This window comes from Streptococcus mitis (genome assembly GCF_002096735.1).
Taxonomy (GTDB): Bacteria; Bacillota; Bacilli; order Lactobacillales; family Streptococcaceae; genus Streptococcus; species Streptococcus mitis_CZ.
In genome coordinates this window covers 22983-40751 of sequence record NZ_NCVC01000016.1, presented here as the reverse complement: position 1 = coordinate 40751, position 17769 = coordinate 22983, and the positions used below count along the sequence as shown (strand labels likewise).

The window sequence follows — 17769 nt, the reverse complement described above, 5'->3', positions numbered from 1 at the left end:
GAAACGATACGATAGAAAGAATAATGAACAATATGACTGATTTAAAAGCAATTCAGGATCGAAGTCTGGAGATGGCTGAATATTTTGTGGCCTTTTGTAAAGAATATGATTTGCTCTGTTATCTCTGTGGAGGAGGTGCTATTGGTGCCCTTCGAAACAAGGGGTTTATTCCTTGGGACGACGACCTAGACTTTTTTATGCCCCGTAAGGACTATGAAAAATTAGCAGAATTATGGCCTCGTTATGCAGATGAGCGTTATTTCTTGTCAAAGAGTAATAAGGATTTTGTCGACCGCAATCTTTTTATTACCATTCGTGACAAGGAAACGACTTGTATTAAGCCTTATCAGCAGGATTTGGATTTGCCACATGGTCTGGCCTTAGATGTGTTACCTTTGGATTATTATCCGAAAAATCCAGCTGAGCGGAAAAAACAGGTTCGTTGGGCCTTGATTTATTCACTCTTTTGTGCCCAAACTATTCCAGAAAAGCATGGTGCACTTATGAAATGGGGAAGCCGTATTTTACTGGGCGTGACGCCAAAATCTCTCCGTTATCGCATTTGGAAAAAGGCTGAGAAAAAAATGACCAAATACAGTCTAGCTGAGAGCGATGGAATCACTGAATTATGCTCGGGTCCTGGTTACATGAGAAACAAGTACCTAATCGAATCTTTTGAGGATAATCTTTTCTTGCCATTTGAAGAGACAGAGATGCCCATTCCAGTTGGCTATGATGCCTATCTCAGCACTGCTTTTGGAGACTACATGACACCTCCACCAGCAGACAAGCAGCTACCACATCATGATGCTGTCATCGCTGATATGGATAAGTCTTATAAAGAATACAAGGGAGAATATGGTGGCTAAGAAAAAAATATTATTTTTTATGTGGTCTTTTTCTCTCGGGGGTGGAGCAGAGAAGATTCTATCTACCATTGTTTCAAATCTAGATCCAGAAAAGTATGATATTGATATTCTTGAAATGGAACATTTTGATAAAGGATACGAATCTGTTCCCAAGCATGTACGCATTTTAAAATCCCTTCAGGATTATCGCCAAGCTAGATGGTTACGAGCTCTTTTGTGGAGGATGAGAATTTATTTTCCAAGACTGACCCGTCGTTTGCTTGTGAAAGATGACTATGATGTTGAAGTTTCTTTTACCATTATGAATCCTCCACTTTTGTTCTCTAAAAGAAAAGAAGTCAAGAAAATCTCTTGGATTCATGGAAGTATCGAAGAATTTCTTAAGGATAGCTCAAAAAGGGAGTCACATAGACGCCAGTTGGATGCTGCGGATACCATTGTAGGAATTTCGAATAAAACCAGCAATTCTATCAAGGAAGTCTATCCAGATTATGCTTCGAAATTACGGACAGTTTACAATGGATATGACTTTAAGACTATTTTAGAAAAATCTAAAGAGAAGATCGATATCGAGATTGCGTCTCAAAGTATCTGTACTATCGGACGGATTGAGGAAAATAAGGGTTCTGACCGTGTGGTGGAAGTGATACGATTATTACACCAAGAGGGAAAAAACTATCATCTCTATTTTATCGGGGCTGGGGATATGGAAGAGGAACTGAAAAAACGCGTCAAAGAATATGAGCTTGAAGACTATGTACATTTCCTTGGTTATCAAAAAAATCCTTATCAGTATTTATCTCAGACGAAAGTTCTCTTGTCTATGTCTAAACAAGAAGGTTTTCCTGGAGTGTATGTGGAAGCCTTGAGTCTGGGAATTCCTTTTGTCTCTACGGATGTCGGAGGAGCTGAGGAATTATCTCAAGAAGGACGATTTGGACAAATCATTGAGAGCAATCAAGAGGCGGCTCAGGCAATTATTGACTACATGACTTCTGCCTCAAATTTTGATGTCCATGAGTCTAGCCAGTTCATTCAGCAATTTACAATTGCCAAACAAATCGAACAAGTAGAAAAACTATTAGAGGAGTAGCATGGAAACTGCATTAATTAGTGTCATTGTGCCAGTCTATAATGTGGCGCAGTACCTAGAAAAATCGATAGCTTCCATTCAGAAGCAGACCTATCAGAATCTGGAAATCATTCTTGTTGATGATGGAGCAACGGATGAAAGTGGTCGCTTGTGTGATTCAATCGCTGAACAAGATGATAGGGTGTCAGTGCTTCATAAAAAGAATGAAGGTTTGTCGCAAGCACGAAACGATGGAATGAAGCAGGCTCACGGAGATTATCTGATTTTTATTGACTCAGATGATTATATCCATCCAGAAATGATTCAGAGCTTATATGAGCAATTAATTCAAGAAGATGCGGATGTTTCGAGCTGTGGTGTCATGAATGTCTATGCTAATGATGAAAGCCCACAGTCAGCCAATCAGGATGAGTATTTTGTCTGTGATTCCCAAACATTTCTGAGGGAATACCTCATAGGTGAAAAAATACCTGGAACGATTTGTAATAAGCTAATCAAGAGAGAGATTGCAACTGCCCTATCCTTTCCAAAGGGATTGATTTATGAAGATGCTTATTATCATTTTGATTTAATCAAGTTGGCTAAGAAGTACGTTGTTAATACCAAACCCTATTATTACTATTTCCATAGAGGGGATAGTATTACGACTAAACCCTATGCAGAGAAGGATTTAGCCTATATTGATATCTACCAAAAGTTTTACAATGAAGTTGTGAAAAACTATCCTGACTTGAAAGAGGTTGCTTTTTTCAGATTGGCCTATGCCCACTTCTTTATTCTGGATAAGATGTTACTAGATGATCAGTATAAACAATTTGAAGCCTATTCTCAGATTCATCGTTTTTTAAAAAGCCATGCCTTTGCTATTGCTAGGAATCCAATTTTCCGCAAGGGGAGAAGAATTAGTGCTTTGGCTCTATTCATAAATATTTCCTTATACCGATTCTTATTACTAAAAAATATTGAAAAATCTAAAAAATTACATTAGAACGGGGGTGAGCAAGTGATTGATGGAAAACGATTATTATTTAGTTTGACCATAGTCAGTTATGCCTTGACGCTAGTAAGTGGAATTGTATATCTGTTTAATAATAACAATGTTAGCTTGCTTTCTACTTTATTGTTCTTACTGGTTAGTAGCTTAATTGCTTGTTGGAATGATATCAAGTATTACTTAATCCATTTTATTTTCTTTTTAACTATTTTTGTATTTCTGGTATCAAGGCCGACCATTGATTATTTTAGAGATGGCGCTTTGGATACCTATCATCCCATAGCCTATCGTTTTGCCTTTATAGTTGTCATGGTTTCGATATTGGGATTGACCACAGGGGGGCTCCTAGCTCGCTATTTTATAGCTAGAAAGAAAATACAAGTATCGAAGATAGAAAGTTCTCTAAAAGAGGTTTACATCAAGCGGTTGCGCTTTGTATCGCTAGGAGTTTTTCTTCTAACCTATCCTTTCTATTTTATTCGCTTATTTGAACGACTCCTGTATCGCTTGCAGACTTCCTACTACGCCTACTATGCAAACTTTGAAAGTAAACTGCCTTATTTTACCTATATCTTATCAACATTTACGGTCTATGCAATGTGTATGTATTTGGCAACCAAGCCAAAGAAATTGCAGGCAACAGCAGTGCTTGTCTCCTTTATTGCAGCTAATACTATTCATTTGGCAATCGGGACACGAAATCCCTTTATTTTAAGTATTTTATTTGCTTTTGTTTATTACTTTATGCGGGAGCAAACTGAAAAGGGAAAATGGATTGGGTTTAAAGAAAAGTTAGCTATTTTTGTAGGTTCTCCTATTCTCATGTTAGCGATGGGAATACTCAATTATGTACGGGATAATGTCCAGGTTTCCCATACAGGTTTCTGGGATATCCTGCTTGACTTTATCTATAAACAAGGAACCAGTTTTGGTGTTTTGGCTCGAGGCTTTCTATTTAACAGTAGCCTCCCTTACCGAGATTTACGCAATTTTACTTTTGGTCCTGTCCTTGATTATTTTGCAAGGGGAAGTTTAGGGGCCATTTTCGGAGGAAAAGCCTTTGAACATACAACCAATAGTGTGGAACTAGCTATTGATAGTAATAGTTATGCCCATAATCTATCCTATCTTGTCTTGAACAAGGAATACTTGAAAGGACATGGTATCGGAAGTAGCTATATTATGGAGTTGTATACCGACTATGGTATGATAGGAGTCTTTCTACTTAGTCTCTTGCTAGGTATGTTATTCATAGCCATGCTACAAGTAGCCTATCGTTCAAGAACAATCCTATTTGCCTTGTCCCTACTCATCTTGAATAATCTATTCTTTATGCCAAGAAGTAGCTTTTCAGAAAGTTTCTTCAATTTATTTACAATGCAATTCTGGGGAATTGTTCTTGTGATTATATTCGTAGCGAAAATGCTTACAAAAGAGAACCAGTATCTACTAAACAAAGGAGAAAAAAATCATGTTTGAACATTATTCAGTAGCGGATTTATTTGCAAATCTATACAAAAAACGAAAAGCAAATATTCTAGCTCTCATCGCTTTATTTGCTCTCATTGCTGTACCATTTACAATTAAAGCAGTTAAGAATAAAAATACTGTCAAAGACACAACAAGTTATTCAACTTATATCAGCTATAAAATCACCCCTCCAGAAGATTCAGCTAAAACGATTTTGAATCATCAAATTGGTGGTTATAGTGATTTCTACGGAAAATTGATTGATGGGAATTTGAATGGAGCTTATCTTTTCAATGATGTAGAACCGAGTGAGTTGAAAAAAATTGCCAGTGAATTGGATACGACAGAGACAACCTTGAAAAATTCTACAAGTGACTATTGGTGGAAAAAACTGACTGTCTACTATATGATTGACGATGCAGGGGTTGGTGTGAAAATTTTGACACCAAGTAAAGATGCTAATGACTTGTTGGAGCGAAAAATTGATGGATTGATTGAGAAATTTAAACACACTTATGCAAATGTAAAAATTGAAAAATTGGAAACCATCAACTCTAAAGAATTGAATGCAAATGGTGAGACAGCGCTTGGATTGAATGTGAAAAACTTGATTCTACGTTTAGCTGTTATTGGAGTAGTCTGTGTGATTTTGGTTGTGATGGGAAATGTATTGGTTTATCTCTTTAATCCAACAATCAATAGAGCAGGTGATTTTTCTCAGTATCAAATTGATTTTGTAACAGAGATTACAACAATTGCCAACCTAGCAGATATTCTATCATACAAAAATGCTGGACAAGAATTGACTATTGTTAGCTCAAATAAAGCTATTCTAGATAAATTAAAACAAAATCAAGAGGCTTTGAAAGGAATGCATTTTGTAGATTTACAAGATGTACCATCTCTTTTAGAAAGAGATACCGTCCTTCTTGTTGAAGAATACGGAGTGACTCGTTATAAGAAATTTGAGCAAAGTCTTCAAATTCTCAGAAACTTAAATCGTTCTATCCTCGGTGTAGCAACCTTTAAACTATAAGCTTTCTGATGTATTAGGTCTTCAAAGTTGGCTAAGAGCCGATTTTGAAGGCTTTTTCTATTTGTCTGCAGAAATTTTCTTTTATACTAAATGAAAATCAAAAAGCAAACTAGGAAGCTAGCCGCAGGTTGCTCAAAGCACCGCTTTGAGGTTGTAGATAAAGCTGACGTGGTTTGAAGAGATTTTCGAAGAGTATTAGAGTCTTCTAGAGAAGTTACCTTATGGAAAATCTATCCCGACAGAGGAGCCTTCTTTTGATAAAATCGTAAAAATCTAGTATAATAGATAGAACTGAAAGTATGAGGTTACTAGCAATGAAAATGAAACAAATCAGTGATACAACTTTAAAAATCACGATGTCTTTAGAAGATTTGATGGATCGAGGAATGGAGATTGCTGACTTTCTCGTTCCTCAAGAAAAAACAGAAGAGTTTTTTTATGCCATCTTGGATGAGTTAGAGATGCCTGAGAGCTTTTTGGATACAGGCATGTTGAGCTTCCGTGTGACTCCAAAACCTGATAAGGTAGATGTCTTTGTAACCAAATCAAAGATTGACCAAAATCTAGATTTTGAAGACTTATCGGATTTACCAGATATGGAAGAATTAGCCCAAATGTCGCCAGATGAATTTATCAAAACCTTGGAAAAAAGCATCGCAGACAAAACCAAGGATGACATCGAAGCGATTCAATCTCTAGAGCAAGTCGAAGCTAAGGAAGAAGAGCAAGAGCATGCTGAACAAGAAGCTGATAGCAAGAAAGAGCCTTACATCTATTACATCCTTTCTTTTGCTAAGTTGGCTGACTTGGTTACTTTTGCCAAGACAGTGACTTTTGAGATGGAAACTTCTGAACTCTACAAGATGAATGAGCGCTATTATTTGACCATTTTAGTGGATATTGAAAATCATCCAAGTCCATATCCAGCTTGGCTGTTGGCTCGTATGCGTGAGTTTGCGGACGATAGTGATATCAGTCGTTCAGTCTTGCAGGAGTATGGTCAAGTCTTGATGAATCATGATGCAGTGCTCAATCTACAAAAGATTGGATAATCATTTCTGGAAAGCTATTTCTAGATTTTAAGAAGAGCGAATCATCAGATTCGTTTTTTCTTTTCTAGACTGAAATAGTGATTTACTATAATAGGAATTTTCACAAAATTCTGTTATAATGGCTATATTAGAAAATTTCGAGGAGACAAACATGACAGTTAAAATTGCTTTACTAGGATTTGGTACCGTTGCAAGTGGTGTGCCTTTCCTCCTAAAGGAAAATGGAAAAAAAATCAATCAATCGGCACATTCAGAGATTGAAGTTGCTAAGGTGTTGGTCAAGGATGAAGATGAAAAGAATCGCTTGCTTGCAGCAGGGAATGACTTTAACTTTGTAACCAATGTGGATGACATTTTGTCAGATCAAGACATTACGATCGTAGTGGAATTGATGGGGCGTATCGAACCTGCTAAAACCTTTATCACTCGTGCCTTCGAAGCTGGAAAACACGTTGTTACTGCTAACAAGGACCTTTTGGCTGTCCATGGTGCAGAATTGTTAGAAATCGCTAAAGCTAACAAGGTAGCACTTTACTATGAAGCAGCAGTAGCTGGTGGGATTCCAATTCTTCGTACTTTAGCAAATTCCTTGGCTTCTGATAAAATCACGCGCGTGCTTGGCGTGGTCAACGGAACTTCCAACTTCATGATGACCAAGATGGTGGAAGAAGGCTGGTCTTACGATGATGCTCTTGCGGAAGCGCAACGTCTAGGATTTGCAGAAAGTGACCCGACAAATGACGTGGATGGGATTGATGCAGCCTACAAGATGGTTATTTTGAGCCAATTTGCTTTTGGTATGAAGGTTGCCTTTGATGACGTAGCCCACAAGGGAATTCGTAACATCACACCTGAAGATGTAGCTGTAGCCCAAGACCTTGGTTATGTAGTGAAATTGGTTGGTTCTATCGAGGAAACTCCTTCAGGAATTGCTGCAGAAGTGACTCCAACCTTCCTTCCTAAAGCGCATCCACTTGCCAGTGTGAATGGCGTAATGAACGCTGTCTTTATAGAATCTATTGGTATTGGTGAGTCTATGTACTACGGACCAGGTGCGGGTCAAAAACCAACTGCAACAAGTGTTGTAGCAGATATTGTCCGTATCGTTCGTCGCTTGAATGACGGTACCATCGGTAAAGACTTCAACGAATACAGTCGTGACTTGGTCTTGGCTAATCCAGAAGATGTCAAAGCAAACTACTACTTCTCAATCTTGGCTCCAGACTCAAAAGGTCAGGTCTTGAAGTTGGCTGAAATCTTTAATGCCCAAGATATTTCCTTCAAGCAAATCCTTCAAGATGGAAAAGAAGGTGACAAGGCGCGTGTCGTGATCATCACACACAAGATTAATAAAGCCCAGTTTGAAAATGTCTCAGCTGAATTGAAGAAGGTTTCAGAATTCGACCTCTTGAATACCTTCAAGGTGCTAGGAGAATAAGATGAAGATTATTGTACCTGCAACCAGTGCCAATATCGGGCCAGGATTTGACTCGGTCGGTGTAGCTGTAACCAAGTATCTTCAAATTGAGGTATGTGAAGAACGAGATGAGTGGCTGATTGAACACCAGATTGGCAAATGGATTCCACATGACGATCGTAATCTCTTGCTCAAAATTGCTTTGCAAATTGTACCAGACTTGCAACCAAGACGTTTAAAAATGACTAGTGATGTTCCCTTGGCACGTGGTTTGGGTTCTTCCAGTTCTGTTATTGTTGCTGGGATTGAACTAGCCAACCAACTGGGCCAGCTCAACTTGTCAGACCATGAAAAATTGCAGTTAGCGACCAAGATTGAAGGGCATCCTGACAATGTGGCTCCAGCCATTTATGGTAATCTCGTTATTGCAAGCTCTGTTGATGGACAAGTTTCTGCTATCGTAGCAGACTTCCCAGAGTGTGATTTCCTAGCCTACATTCCAAACTATGAATTGCGTACTCGAGACAGTCGTGGTGTCTTGCCTAAGAAATTGTCCTATAAGGAAGCTGTTGCAGCTAGTTCTATCGCCAATGTGGCGGTTGCGGCCTTGTTGGCAGGAGACATGGCGACTGCTGGGCAAGCAATCGAGGGAGACCTCTTCCACGAGCGCTATCGTCAGGACTTGGTGAGAGAATTTGCGACGATTAAGCAAGTAGCCAAAGAAAATGGTGCCTATGCAACCTACCTCTCTGGTGCTGGGCCGACAGTTATGGTCTTGGCTTCTCATGACAAGATGCCAACGATTAAGGCAGAATTGGAAAAGCAACCCTTCAAAGGAAAGCTTCATGACTTGAAGGTTGATACCCAAGGTGTCCGTGTCGAAGCAAAATAAAGAATAGAAGATAGGATGGGGAAACTCTCGACCAGAGGGCTTCCTATCCTTTTTTTGAAAAGAATTCGAGTTAAAAACTTGATAAAGGAGAAATAAAGATGGCAGAAATTTATCTAGCAGCTGGTTGTTTTTGGGGTCTAGAGGAATATTTTTCACGCATTTCTGGAGTGCTAGCAACCAGTGTCGGCTATGCTAATGGACAAGTCGAAACGACCAATTATCAGCTGCTCAAGGAAACAGACCATGCAGAAACGGTTCAAGTGATTTACGATGAGAAGGCAGTGTCACTCAGAGAAATTTTGCTTTATTATTTCCGAGTCATCGACCCTTTATCCATCAATCAACAAGGGAATGACCGTGGACGTCAGTATCGGACCGGAATTTATTACCAAGATGAAGCTGATTTGCCAGCTATCTACACAGTGGTGCAGGAGCAGGAGCGCATGCTTGGAAGAAAGATTGCAGTAGAGGTGGAGAAACTACGTCATTACATTCTGGCTGAAGATTACCATCAAGACTATCTTAAGAAGAATCCTTCAGGTTACTGTCATATCGATGTGACCGATGCTGAGAAGCCATTGATTGATGCCTCTAACTATGAAAAGCCTAGTCAAGAAGTGTTAAAGGAAAGCTTAACTGAAGAGTCCTATCGTGTCACCCAAGAAGCTGCTACAGAGGCTCCATTTACCAATGCCTATGACCAAACCTTTGAAGAAGGGATTTATGTAGATATCACGACAGGTGAGCCACTCTTTTTTGCCAAGGATAAGTTTGCCTCAGGTTGTGGTTGGCCAAGTTTTAGCCGTCCGATTTCCAAAGAATTGATTCATTATTACAAGGATCTCAGTCATGGAATGGAGCGAATTGAGGTTCGTTCTCGGTCGGGGAATGCTCACTTGGGTCATGTTTTCACAGATGGACCGCGTGAGTTTGGTGGCCTCCGTTACTGTATCAATTCTGCTTCCTTACGCTTTGTGGCCAAGGATGAGATGGAAGAAGCAGGCTATGGCTATCTACTACCTTACTTAAACAAATAAATCAGAGATGGTGGGTGCTTCCCACTTTCTTCATTTCTAGAAAACGAATAGAAGGGATTTATGAAACACTTACTATCTTACTTTAAACCCTACATCAGAGAATCGATTTTAGCACCTTTGTTCAAGCTACTTGAAGCTGTGTTTGAGCTCTTGGTTCCCATGGTGATTGCTGGGATTGTTGACCAATCCTTGCCCCAAAGAAATCAAGGTCATCTCTGGATGCAGATTGGCCTGCTCCTTATCTTTGCAGTAATTGGTGTTGTAGTGGCCTTAATAGCCCAGTTCTACTCAGCTAAGGCTGCGGTAGGTTTTGCCAAGGAATTGACAAACGATCTTTATCGTCATATTTTGTCTTTACCTAAGGACAGCAGAGACTGTTTGACAACTTCTAGCTTGGTGACTCGCTTGATTTCAGATACCTACCAGATTCAGACTGGTATCAATCAATTCCTACGTCTCTTTTTGCGAGCGCCTATTATCGTTTTTGGTGCCATTTTTATGGCTTATCGAATCTCAGCTGAGCTGACTTTCTGGTTCTTGGCCATGGTTGTCATTTTGACCATTGTTATTGTAGGCCTTTCTCGGTTGGTCAATCCTCTCTACAGCAGTCTGAGAAAGAAAACGGACCAACTAGTTCAGGAAACACGCCAGCAATTACAAGGAATGCGGGTTATTCGTGCTTTTGGACAAGAAAAACGAGAGTTACAGATTTTTCAAACTCTTAACCAAGTTTATGCCATATTGCAAGAAAAAACTGGCTTTTGGTCCAGTTTATTAACACCCCTGACCTATCTGATTGTAAATGGAACTCTCCTCGTTATTATCTGGCAAGGCTATATTTCTATTCAAGGAGGATTGCTGAGTCAAGGTGCTCTCATTGCCCTTATTAATTATCTTTTACAGATTTTGGTGGAATTGGTCAAGCTAGCCATGCTGATCAATTCTCTCAACCAGTCCTATATCTCAGCCAAGCGAATCGAGGAAGTCTTTGCTGAGGCTCCAGAAGATATTCATTTAGAATTAGAGAAAAAGCAAGTTACCAGCAATCAGGTTTTACAAGTTCAAGAACTGACCTTTACCTATCCTGATGCGGCCCAGCCTTCTCTGAGAGACATTTCCTTTGATATGAAGCAAGGGCAAATCCTTGGTATTATTGGGGGAACGGGTTCTGGTAAATCAAGTTTGGTGCAACTCATTCTTGGACTTTATCCAGCAGACAAGGGGAGCATAGACCTTTATCGAGATGGACGTAGTCCTCTTAATTTGGAGCAGTGGCGGTCATGGATTGCCTATGTGCCCCAAAAAGTCGAACTTTTTAAGGGAACTATTCGTTCCAACTTGACTCTAGGTTTCAATCACGAAGTAACGGACCAAGAACTTTGGCATGCCTTGGAAATTGCTCAAGCCAAGGATTTTGTCAGTGAAAAGGAAGGACTTTTGGATGCTCCAGTTGAGGCAGGAGGACGAAATTTCTCAGGTGGTCAAAAACAAAGACTGTCTATCGCTCGAGCAGTCTTGCGCCAGACTCCGTTTCTCATCCTAGATGATGCAACTTCGGCGCTGGACACCATTACCGAGTCTAGACTCTTGAAAGCTATTCGAGAAAATTTGCCAAATACGAGCTTAATCTTGATTTCTCAAAGAACGTCGACACTTCAGATGGCTGACCAGATTCTCCTCTTAGAAAAAGGAGAGCTCCTAGCTATCGGCAAGCACGAGGACTTGATGAAATCCAGTCAAGTTTATCGCGAAATCAATGCATCCCAACATGGTAAGGAGGACTAGTATGAGACGACAAACTGCAAACCAGACGCTCAAACGTTTGGCAAAAGATTTAGCAAGTCATCCCTTCCTCCTTTTCCTAGCCTTTCTAGGAACTATTGCCCAGGTTGCCTTATCAATTTATCTTCCTATCTTGATTGGGCAGGTCATTGACCAAGCCATGGTGGCTGGTTCTTCATCAGTTTTTTGGCAGATTTTTCTCCAAATGATCTTGGTGGTCATAGGAAATACCCTTGTGCAGTGGGTCAATCCTCTCCTCTATAATCGCCTAATCTTTTCTTATACCAGAGACTTGCGAGAGCGAATCATCCATAAGCTCCATCGTTTACCGATTGCCTTTGTGGATCGACAAGGAAGTGGAGAAATGGTCAGTCGTGTAACCACGGACATCGAACAGTTGGCAGCTGGCTTGACCATGATTTTTAACCAATTTTTCATTGGTGTCTTGATGATTTTTGTTAGTATTCTAGCCATGCTTCAGATTCATCTCCTCATGACTCTCTTAGTCTTGCTGTTGACGCCACTGTCTATGGTAATTTCACGTTTTATTGCCAAGAGATCCTATCATCTCTTCCAGAAGCAAACAGAGACGAGGGGGATTCAGACACAATTAATTGAAGAATCGTTGAACCAGCAGACCATTATCCAGTCCTTTAATGCTCAGGAAGAGTTTATCCAAAGGCTGCACGAGGCTAATGCCAATTATGCAGGTTATTCTCAGTCAGCTATCTTTTATTCTTCAACAGTTAATCCTTCAACTCGCTTTGTAAATGCGCTCATTTATGCGCTTCTAGCTGGAGTGGGAGCTTATCGTATCATGATAGGCTCTACCTTGACTATCGGGCGTTTAGTGACTTTTTTGAATTATGTCCAACAGTACACTAAGCCCTTTAACGATATTTCCTCAGTTCTAGCCGAATTGCAAAGTGCTCTTGCTTGCGCAGAGCGTGTCTATGCTGTCTTAGATAGCACTGAGCTGGCTGAAACTGGTAAGGAAGTCTTGACCAGTGACCAAGTTAAAGGAGCTATTTCCTTTAAACATGTCTCTTTTGGTTACCATCCTGAAAAGATTTTGATTAAGGATTTATCTATTGATATTCCAGCTGGTAGCAAGGTGGCTATCGTTGGTCCGACAGGTGCTGGCAAATCAACTCTTATCAATCTCCTCATGCGTTTTTATCCTATTAACTTGGGAGATATCTTGCTAGACGGGAAATCCATTTATGACTATAGTCGTGCCTCTTTACGACAACAGTTTGGAATGGTGCTCCAAGAAACCTGGCTTAAGCAAGGGACTATTCATGACAATATTGCCTTTGGTAACCCTGAAGCCAGTCGGGAGCAGGTGATTGCTGCTGCCAAAGCAGCCAATGCAGACTTTTTCATCCAACAGTTGCCACAGGGATACGATACCAAACTGGAAAATGCAGGTGAATCTTTCTCTGTCGGTCAGGCCCAGCTTTTGACTATTGCCCGAGTCTTTCTGGCTATTCCCAAGATTCTTATCTTAGACGAAGCAACTTCATCCATCGATACGCGGACAGAAGTGCTGGTTCAGGATGCCTTTGCAAAACTCATGAAGGGGCGTACAAGCTTTATCATTGCCCACCGCTTGTCAACCATTCAGGATGCGGATATGATTCTAGTCTTAGTGGATGGTGATATTGTTGAGTATGGGAACCATCAGAAACTCATGGCTCGAAAGGGCAAGTATTACCAAATGCAGCAAGCTACAGCTTTTAGCTCTGAATAAGCCATTCTAATTTCGAATTCTTATAGATAAAAAAGTTGCCTTTGGGTGACTTTTTTGTTACAATAGCTAGAAAAATTATTCACTGTAATACTCAATGAAAATCAAAGAACAAACTAGGAAGTTAGTCGCAGGTTGCTCAAAGCACTGCTTTGAGGTTGTAGATAAGACTGACGAAGTCAGTAACCATATATCTACGGCAAGGTGAATCTTAAGTGGTTTGAATTTGAGTATAAATTGTCTTTTAGAAAAGGAGCCTAGAATGAAAGTCTATCAGCATGTAAATATCGTGACTTGTGACAAAGATTTCCATGTTTATCTAGATGGAATCTTAGCCGTTAAGGATTCTCAAATCGTCTATGTTGGTCAAGAGCAGTCAGAGATTTTAGAGCAAGCTGAGCAGATTATAGACTATCAGGGAGCCTGGATTATGCCTGGTTTGGTCAATTGTCACACCCATTCTGCTATGACAGGATTGAGAGGAATTCGAGATGATAGCAATCTCCATGAATGGCTCAATGACTATATCTGGCCTGCAGAAGCAGGATTTACTCCTGACATGACTACCAAGGCGGTCAAAGAAGCTCTGACAGAGATGCTCCAGTCAGGAACAACAACCTTTAATGATATGTATAATCCCAATGGTGTGGATATTGAACGGATTTATCAGGCAGTGAAAGATTCCAAGATGCGTTGTTATTTCTCGCCGACCCTCTTTTCTTCAGGGGCAGAAACAACTGCTGAGACCATTGCAAGAACTCGAGCAATTATTGAGGAAATTTTAGGATATGAAAATCCAAATTTCAAGGTTATGGTAGCACCACATTCTCCTTACAGCTGTAGTAGAGACTTGCTGGCAGAAAGCTTAGATATGGCAAAAGAGTTGAATATTCCTATCCATATCCATGTTGCGGAGACCAAGGAGGAGTCAGGAATTATCCTAAAACGATACGGCAAACGTCCTCTAGCCTTTTTAGAAGAACTGGGTTACTTAGATCATCCATCTGTCTTTGCTCACGGGGTCGAATTAAACGATCGAGAAATTGAACGTTTGGCAACTTCTCAAGTGGCTATCGCTCACAATCCTATCAGTAACCTCAAACTGGCCTCAGGAATCGCTCCAATCATCCAACTCCAAAAAGCAGGAGTGGCTGTGGGAATTGCGACAGATTCAGTTGCTTCCAACAACAACCTTGATATGTTTGAGGAAGGACGAACAGCAGCTCTCTTACAGAAAATGAAGAGTGGAGATGCCAGCCAGTTTCCAATCGCCACAGCCCTCAAAGCTCTAACGATAGAAGGTGCTAAGGTTCTTGGAATGGAAAATGAAATAGGAAGTCTGGAAGTTGGCAAGCAAGCAGATTTTCTGGTCATCCAACCACAAGGGAAAATCCATCTTCAACCCCAAGAAAATATGCTCTCTCACCTAGTCTATGCAGTCAAATCCAGCGACGTTGATGATGTTTATATCGCTGGAGAACAGATTGTTAAGCAAGGTCAAGTCCTGACAGTAGAACTTTAAAAGAAAAATCACGAAAAAATTTTAAAAAAAGTTTGCAAAAATCTTGCATTCTTTTTTTGACTATGCTATACTTATATACGGTTTGAAAAAACTGCCTAAGACAGTAGGGGAGCTCGACTCATAAGTATCCTACCGAGGACAAAACGTATCATGTAAAAAGAAGCGTATTGTACTTTCGTGTCTAGGTTTGGGCGCGTTTTTCTTTTGGAAAAATTCCCCAAGCAAAATAATAACGGAGGTGAACACACTAATGAGTGAAGCAATTATTGCTAAAAAAGCGGAACTAGTTGACGTAGTAGCTGAGAAAATGAAAGCTGCTGCATCTATCGTCGTTGTAGACGCTCGTGGTTTGACAGTTGAGCAAGATACAGTTCTTCGTCGTGAGCTTCGTGGAAGCGAAGTTGAGTATAAAGTTATTAAAAACTCAATCTTGCGTCGTGCAGCTGAAAAAGCTGGTCTTGAAGATCTTGCATCTGTATTTGTTGGACCATCTGCAGTAGCATTTTCTAACGAAGATGTTATCGCACCAGCGAAAATCTTGAACGACTTTTCTAAAAACGCTGAAGCACTTGAAATCAAAGGTGGTGCAATCGAAGGCGCTGTCGCATCTAAAGAAGAGATTCTTGCTCTTGCAACTCTTCCAAACCGCGAAGGACTTCTTTCTATGCTCCTTTCTGTACTTCAAGCGCCAGTGCGCAACGTTGCTCTTGCAGTCAAAGCGGTTGCAGACAACAAAGAAGACGCAGCTTAATCTTAAGCTACGCAGCGTAGCCTAGCTACGAAAATCTATTATAAATTTAAAACATATTTGGAGGAAATAACAATGGCATTGAACATTGAAAACATTATTGCTGAAATTAAAGAAGCTTCAATCCTTGAATTGAACGACCTTGTAAAAGCTATCGAAGAAGAATTTGGTGTAACTGCAGCTGCTCCTGTAGCTGTTGCTGCAGCTGGTGCTGCTGACGCTGGTGCTGCTAAAGATTCATTCGACGTTGAATTGACATCTGCAGGCGACAAAAAAGTTGGCGTTATCAAAGTTGTACGTGAAATCACAGGTCTTGGACTTAAAGAAGCTAAAGAACTTGTTGACGGTGCACCAGCACTTGTTAAAGAAGGCGTTGCAACTGCAGAAGCTGAAGAAATCAAAGCTAAATTGGAAGAAGCTGGAGCTTCAGTTACTCTTAAATAATAGAGCGACTACATTAGTAGCTTAAAAACATGATTAAACCGCTATTCTTAGGAGTAGCGGTTTTTCTTTTTGTTCAAGAAGGGGCAAAAAAGGGGGCGAGTAAGTAATTTTCCAACTTTTTAATTCAAGCTAAAAATCCCCAATCGAAGCGATTGAGGATTAAGCAAATGAATCTTAAACAATACCTTGTGCAATCATAGCGTTTGCTACATTTTCAAAGGCAGCAATATTTGCTCCTGCAAGGTAGTCTTTATCAAGACCATATGTTTCTGAAGTTGTTTTAGCTGTGTTGAAGATGTTTGTCATGATGTCTTTGAGACGTCCATCAACTTCTTCACGAGTCCATGAGAGACGAAGACTGTTTTGGCTCATTTCAAGGGCTGAAACTGCTACACCACCAGCGTTGGCAGCTTTGGCAGGTCCGTAGAAGATATCATTTTCTTTGTAAACTTTGATGGCATCAAGGTCGCTCGGCATGTTGGCACCTTCAGATACACAGATAACGCCTTGGGCAACCAAACGTTTAGCTGCTTCACCGTTGATTTCGTTTTGAGTCGCACATGGAAGAGCAATGTCATAGTTTCCAGCGTAAGTCCATACAGAACCTTCATGATAAGTAGCAGTTGCTTTTTCAGCTGCATACTCAGTCAAACGAGCGCGACGTTTTTCTTTAACGTCAACCAAAAGATCGAAGTCGATACCATTTTCATCGATGACATAACCATTCGAATCAGATACAGAGATAACAGTTGCACCAAGTTCAGTTGCTTTTTGAAGAGCGTATTGAGCAACGTTACCAGAACCTGAAATGACCACTTTCTTACCAGCGAAGCTGTTACCGTTAGCTTTAAGCATTTCTTCAGTGTAGTAAACCAAACCGTAACCAGTTGCTTCTGGACGAATCAAACTACCACCAAATCCAAGAGGCTTACCAGTCAAGACACCAGCATCAAATTGGTTAAGGCGTTTGTACTGTCCGTAAAGGTAACCAATCTCACGTCCACCAACACCGATATCACCAGCAGGTACGTCAAGTGATGGGCCTATGTATTTTTGCAATTCAGTCATGAAGCTTTGGCAGAAGCGCATCACTTCAGCATCTGTTTTACCTTTAGGATCGAAGTCTGATCCACCTTTACCTCCACCGATAGGAAGTCCAGTCAAGACGTTTTTAAAGATTTGTTCAAATCCGAGGAATTTCAAAATCCCTTGGTTTACAGTTGGGTGGAAACGAAGTCCGCCTTTGTATGGTCCAACAGCTGAGTTGAATTGAACACGGTAGCCACGGTTTACTTGAACTTTTCCATCACGGTCAACCCAAGGAACACGGAAAGAAATCACGCGCTCTGGTTCAGTAATACGTGCCAAGATATTTTCTTCAATATACTCAGGGTGTTTTTCAAATACAGGTTCTAAAGTGTTGAAAAATTCTTCGACAGCTTGGAGGAATTCAGCCTCGTGCCCGTTACGAGCTTTCACAGTTTCAAACACGCTTTGGATATATTCTTTAGCAGATGTCATATCGTTCTCCTTAAATTCTAATTTAATTATGTGAGTCATTATAGCAGAAATTTTTTTTACTGTAAAGAAAAAAACAGAAATTTTCTAAAAATTCTTTCAATTTAGTTTTGAGACTTTTTGAAAATAGATAAAAAACGAACCT

At 40.2% G+C, this 17769-nt stretch carries 15 protein-coding genes and 1 other annotated feature; of the genes, 14 read left to right on the top strand and 1 reads right to left on the bottom strand.

Going from position 1 to position 17769, the window contains the following annotated elements; all coding sequences use genetic code 11:
* The first annotated feature begins 23 nt into the window (after positions 1-23).
* The 14 genes from B7703_RS05610 to rplL all read left to right on the top strand — a co-directional run bounded on the left by B7703_RS05610 (position 24) and on the right by rplL (position 16106).
* Entirely contained in the window at positions 24-869 is an 846-nt protein-coding gene (locus tag B7703_RS05610) for a LicD family protein (RefSeq protein WP_084923955.1), read from the top strand.
* Positions 859-1962 carry a glycosyltransferase gene (locus B7703_RS05605; protein WP_084923954.1) on the top strand — a complete coding sequence of 368 codons (1104 nt, stop codon included), beginning with the start codon at positions 859-861 and terminating at the stop codon, positions 1960-1962. The genes B7703_RS05610 and B7703_RS05605 overlap by 11 nt, the downstream gene beginning before the upstream one ends.
* 1 nt (position 1963) lies before the next feature.
* A complete protein-coding gene (locus B7703_RS05600) occupies positions 1964-2950 on the top strand; it encodes a glycosyltransferase family 2 protein (RefSeq protein WP_084923952.1) in 987 nt (328 codons plus the stop codon).
* 15 nt (positions 2951-2965) lie between these two features.
* Complete coding sequence (locus tag B7703_RS05595) at positions 2966-4435, top strand: O-antigen polysaccharide polymerase Wzy family protein (RefSeq protein WP_084923950.1); 1470 nt, start codon at positions 2966-2968, stop codon at positions 4433-4435.
* Complete coding sequence (tarQ, locus tag B7703_RS05590) at positions 4428-5462, top strand: teichoic acid biosynthesis protein TarQ (RefSeq protein WP_084923949.1); 1035 nt, start codon at positions 4428-4430, stop codon at positions 5460-5462. The genes B7703_RS05595 and tarQ overlap by 8 nt, the downstream gene beginning before the upstream one ends.
* Before the next feature lie 314 nt (positions 5463-5776).
* The gene (mecA, locus tag B7703_RS05585) at positions 5777-6514 is read left to right on the top strand and encodes an adaptor protein MecA (protein WP_084923947.1); all 738 of its coding nucleotides are present in this window, start codon (positions 5777-5779) and stop codon (positions 6512-6514) included.
* A 151-nt stretch (positions 6515-6665) separates the two neighbouring features.
* On the top strand, positions 6666-7952 hold the full coding sequence (locus tag B7703_RS05580; protein WP_084923946.1) for a homoserine dehydrogenase: 1287 nt from the start codon (positions 6666-6668) through the stop codon (positions 7950-7952).
* 1 nt (position 7953) lies between these two features.
* Positions 7954-8823 carry a homoserine kinase gene (thrB, locus tag B7703_RS05575; protein WP_084923944.1) on the top strand — a complete coding sequence of 290 codons (870 nt, stop codon included), beginning with the start codon at positions 7954-7956 and terminating at the stop codon, positions 8821-8823.
* 98 nt (positions 8824-8921) lie between these two features.
* Complete coding sequence (gene msrB, locus B7703_RS05570; protein ID WP_084923943.1) at positions 8922-9860, top strand: peptide-methionine (R)-S-oxide reductase MsrB; 939 nt, start codon at positions 8922-8924, stop codon at positions 9858-9860.
* A gap of 60 nt (positions 9861-9920) precedes the next feature.
* Positions 9921-11645, top strand: a complete 1725-nt coding sequence (locus B7703_RS05565) for an ABC transporter ATP-binding protein (RefSeq protein WP_084923941.1) — start codon at positions 9921-9923, stop codon at positions 11643-11645.
* 1 nt (position 11646) lies between these two features.
* Complete coding sequence (locus tag B7703_RS05560) at positions 11647-13395, top strand: ABC transporter ATP-binding protein (RefSeq protein ID WP_084923940.1); 1749 nt, start codon at positions 11647-11649, stop codon at positions 13393-13395.
* 259 nt (positions 13396-13654) lie between these two features.
* The gene (locus tag B7703_RS05550) at positions 13655-14914 is read left to right on the top strand and encodes a TRZ/ATZ family protein (RefSeq protein ID WP_084923938.1); all 1260 of its coding nucleotides are present in this window, start codon (positions 13655-13657) and stop codon (positions 14912-14914) included.
* Between the two features lie 76 nt (positions 14915-14990).
* Positions 14991-15126, top strand: a sequence feature (ribosomal protein L10 leader region).
* A gap of 38 nt (positions 15127-15164) precedes the next feature.
* On the top strand, positions 15165-15665 hold the full coding sequence (gene rplJ, locus B7703_RS05540; RefSeq protein ID WP_001287277.1) for a 50S ribosomal protein L10: 501 nt from the start codon (positions 15165-15167) through the stop codon (positions 15663-15665).
* Between the two features lie 72 nt (positions 15666-15737).
* Positions 15738-16106, top strand: coding sequence for a 50S ribosomal protein L7/L12 (gene rplL / locus B7703_RS05535; protein WP_001196965.1), 369 nt, complete (start codon positions 15738-15740; stop codon positions 16104-16106).
* A gap of 174 nt (positions 16107-16280) precedes the next feature.
* On the opposite strand, the gene gdhA is transcribed toward rplL, so the two are convergent.
* Entirely contained in the window at positions 16281-17627 is a 1347-nt protein-coding gene (gdhA, locus tag B7703_RS05530; protein WP_084923937.1) for an NADP-specific glutamate dehydrogenase, read from the bottom strand.
* Positions 17628-17769 lie beyond the last annotated feature (142 nt).

Bases quoted from the DNA above. Each gene is read 5' to 3' on its own strand.
- B7703_RS05610 (WP_084923955.1), top strand. From the start codon at position 24: ATGAACAATATGACTGATTTAAAAGCAATTCAGGATCGAAGTCTGGAG.
- B7703_RS05605 (WP_084923954.1), top strand. From the start codon at position 859: ATGGTGGCTAAGAAAAAAATATTATTTTTTATGTGGTCTTTTTCTCTC.
- B7703_RS05600 (WP_084923952.1), top strand. From the start codon at position 1,964: ATGGAAACTGCATTAATTAGTGTCATTGTGCCAGTCTATAATGTGGCG.
- tarQ (WP_084923949.1), top strand. From the start codon at position 4,428: ATGTTTGAACATTATTCAGTAGCGGATTTATTTGCAAATCTATACAAA.
- mecA (WP_084923947.1), top strand. From the start codon at position 5,777: ATGAAAATGAAACAAATCAGTGATACAACTTTAAAAATCACGATGTCT.
- B7703_RS05580 (WP_084923946.1), top strand. From the start codon at position 6,666: ATGACAGTTAAAATTGCTTTACTAGGATTTGGTACCGTTGCAAGTGGT.
- thrB (WP_084923944.1), top strand. From the start codon at position 7,954: ATGAAGATTATTGTACCTGCAACCAGTGCCAATATCGGGCCAGGATTT.
- msrB (WP_084923943.1), top strand. From the start codon at position 8,922: ATGGCAGAAATTTATCTAGCAGCTGGTTGTTTTTGGGGTCTAGAGGAA.
- B7703_RS05565 (WP_084923941.1), top strand. From the start codon at position 9,921: ATGAAACACTTACTATCTTACTTTAAACCCTACATCAGAGAATCGATT.
- B7703_RS05560 (WP_084923940.1), top strand. From the start codon at position 11,647: ATGAGACGACAAACTGCAAACCAGACGCTCAAACGTTTGGCAAAAGAT.
- B7703_RS05550 (WP_084923938.1), top strand. From the start codon at position 13,655: ATGAAAGTCTATCAGCATGTAAATATCGTGACTTGTGACAAAGATTTC.
- rplJ (WP_001287277.1), top strand. From the start codon at position 15,165: ATGAGTGAAGCAATTATTGCTAAAAAAGCGGAACTAGTTGACGTAGTA.
- rplL (WP_001196965.1), top strand. From the start codon at position 15,738: ATGGCATTGAACATTGAAAACATTATTGCTGAAATTAAAGAAGCTTCA.
- gdhA (WP_084923937.1), bottom strand. From the start codon at position 17,627: ATGACATCTGCTAAAGAATATATCCAAAGCGTGTTTGAAACTGTGAAA.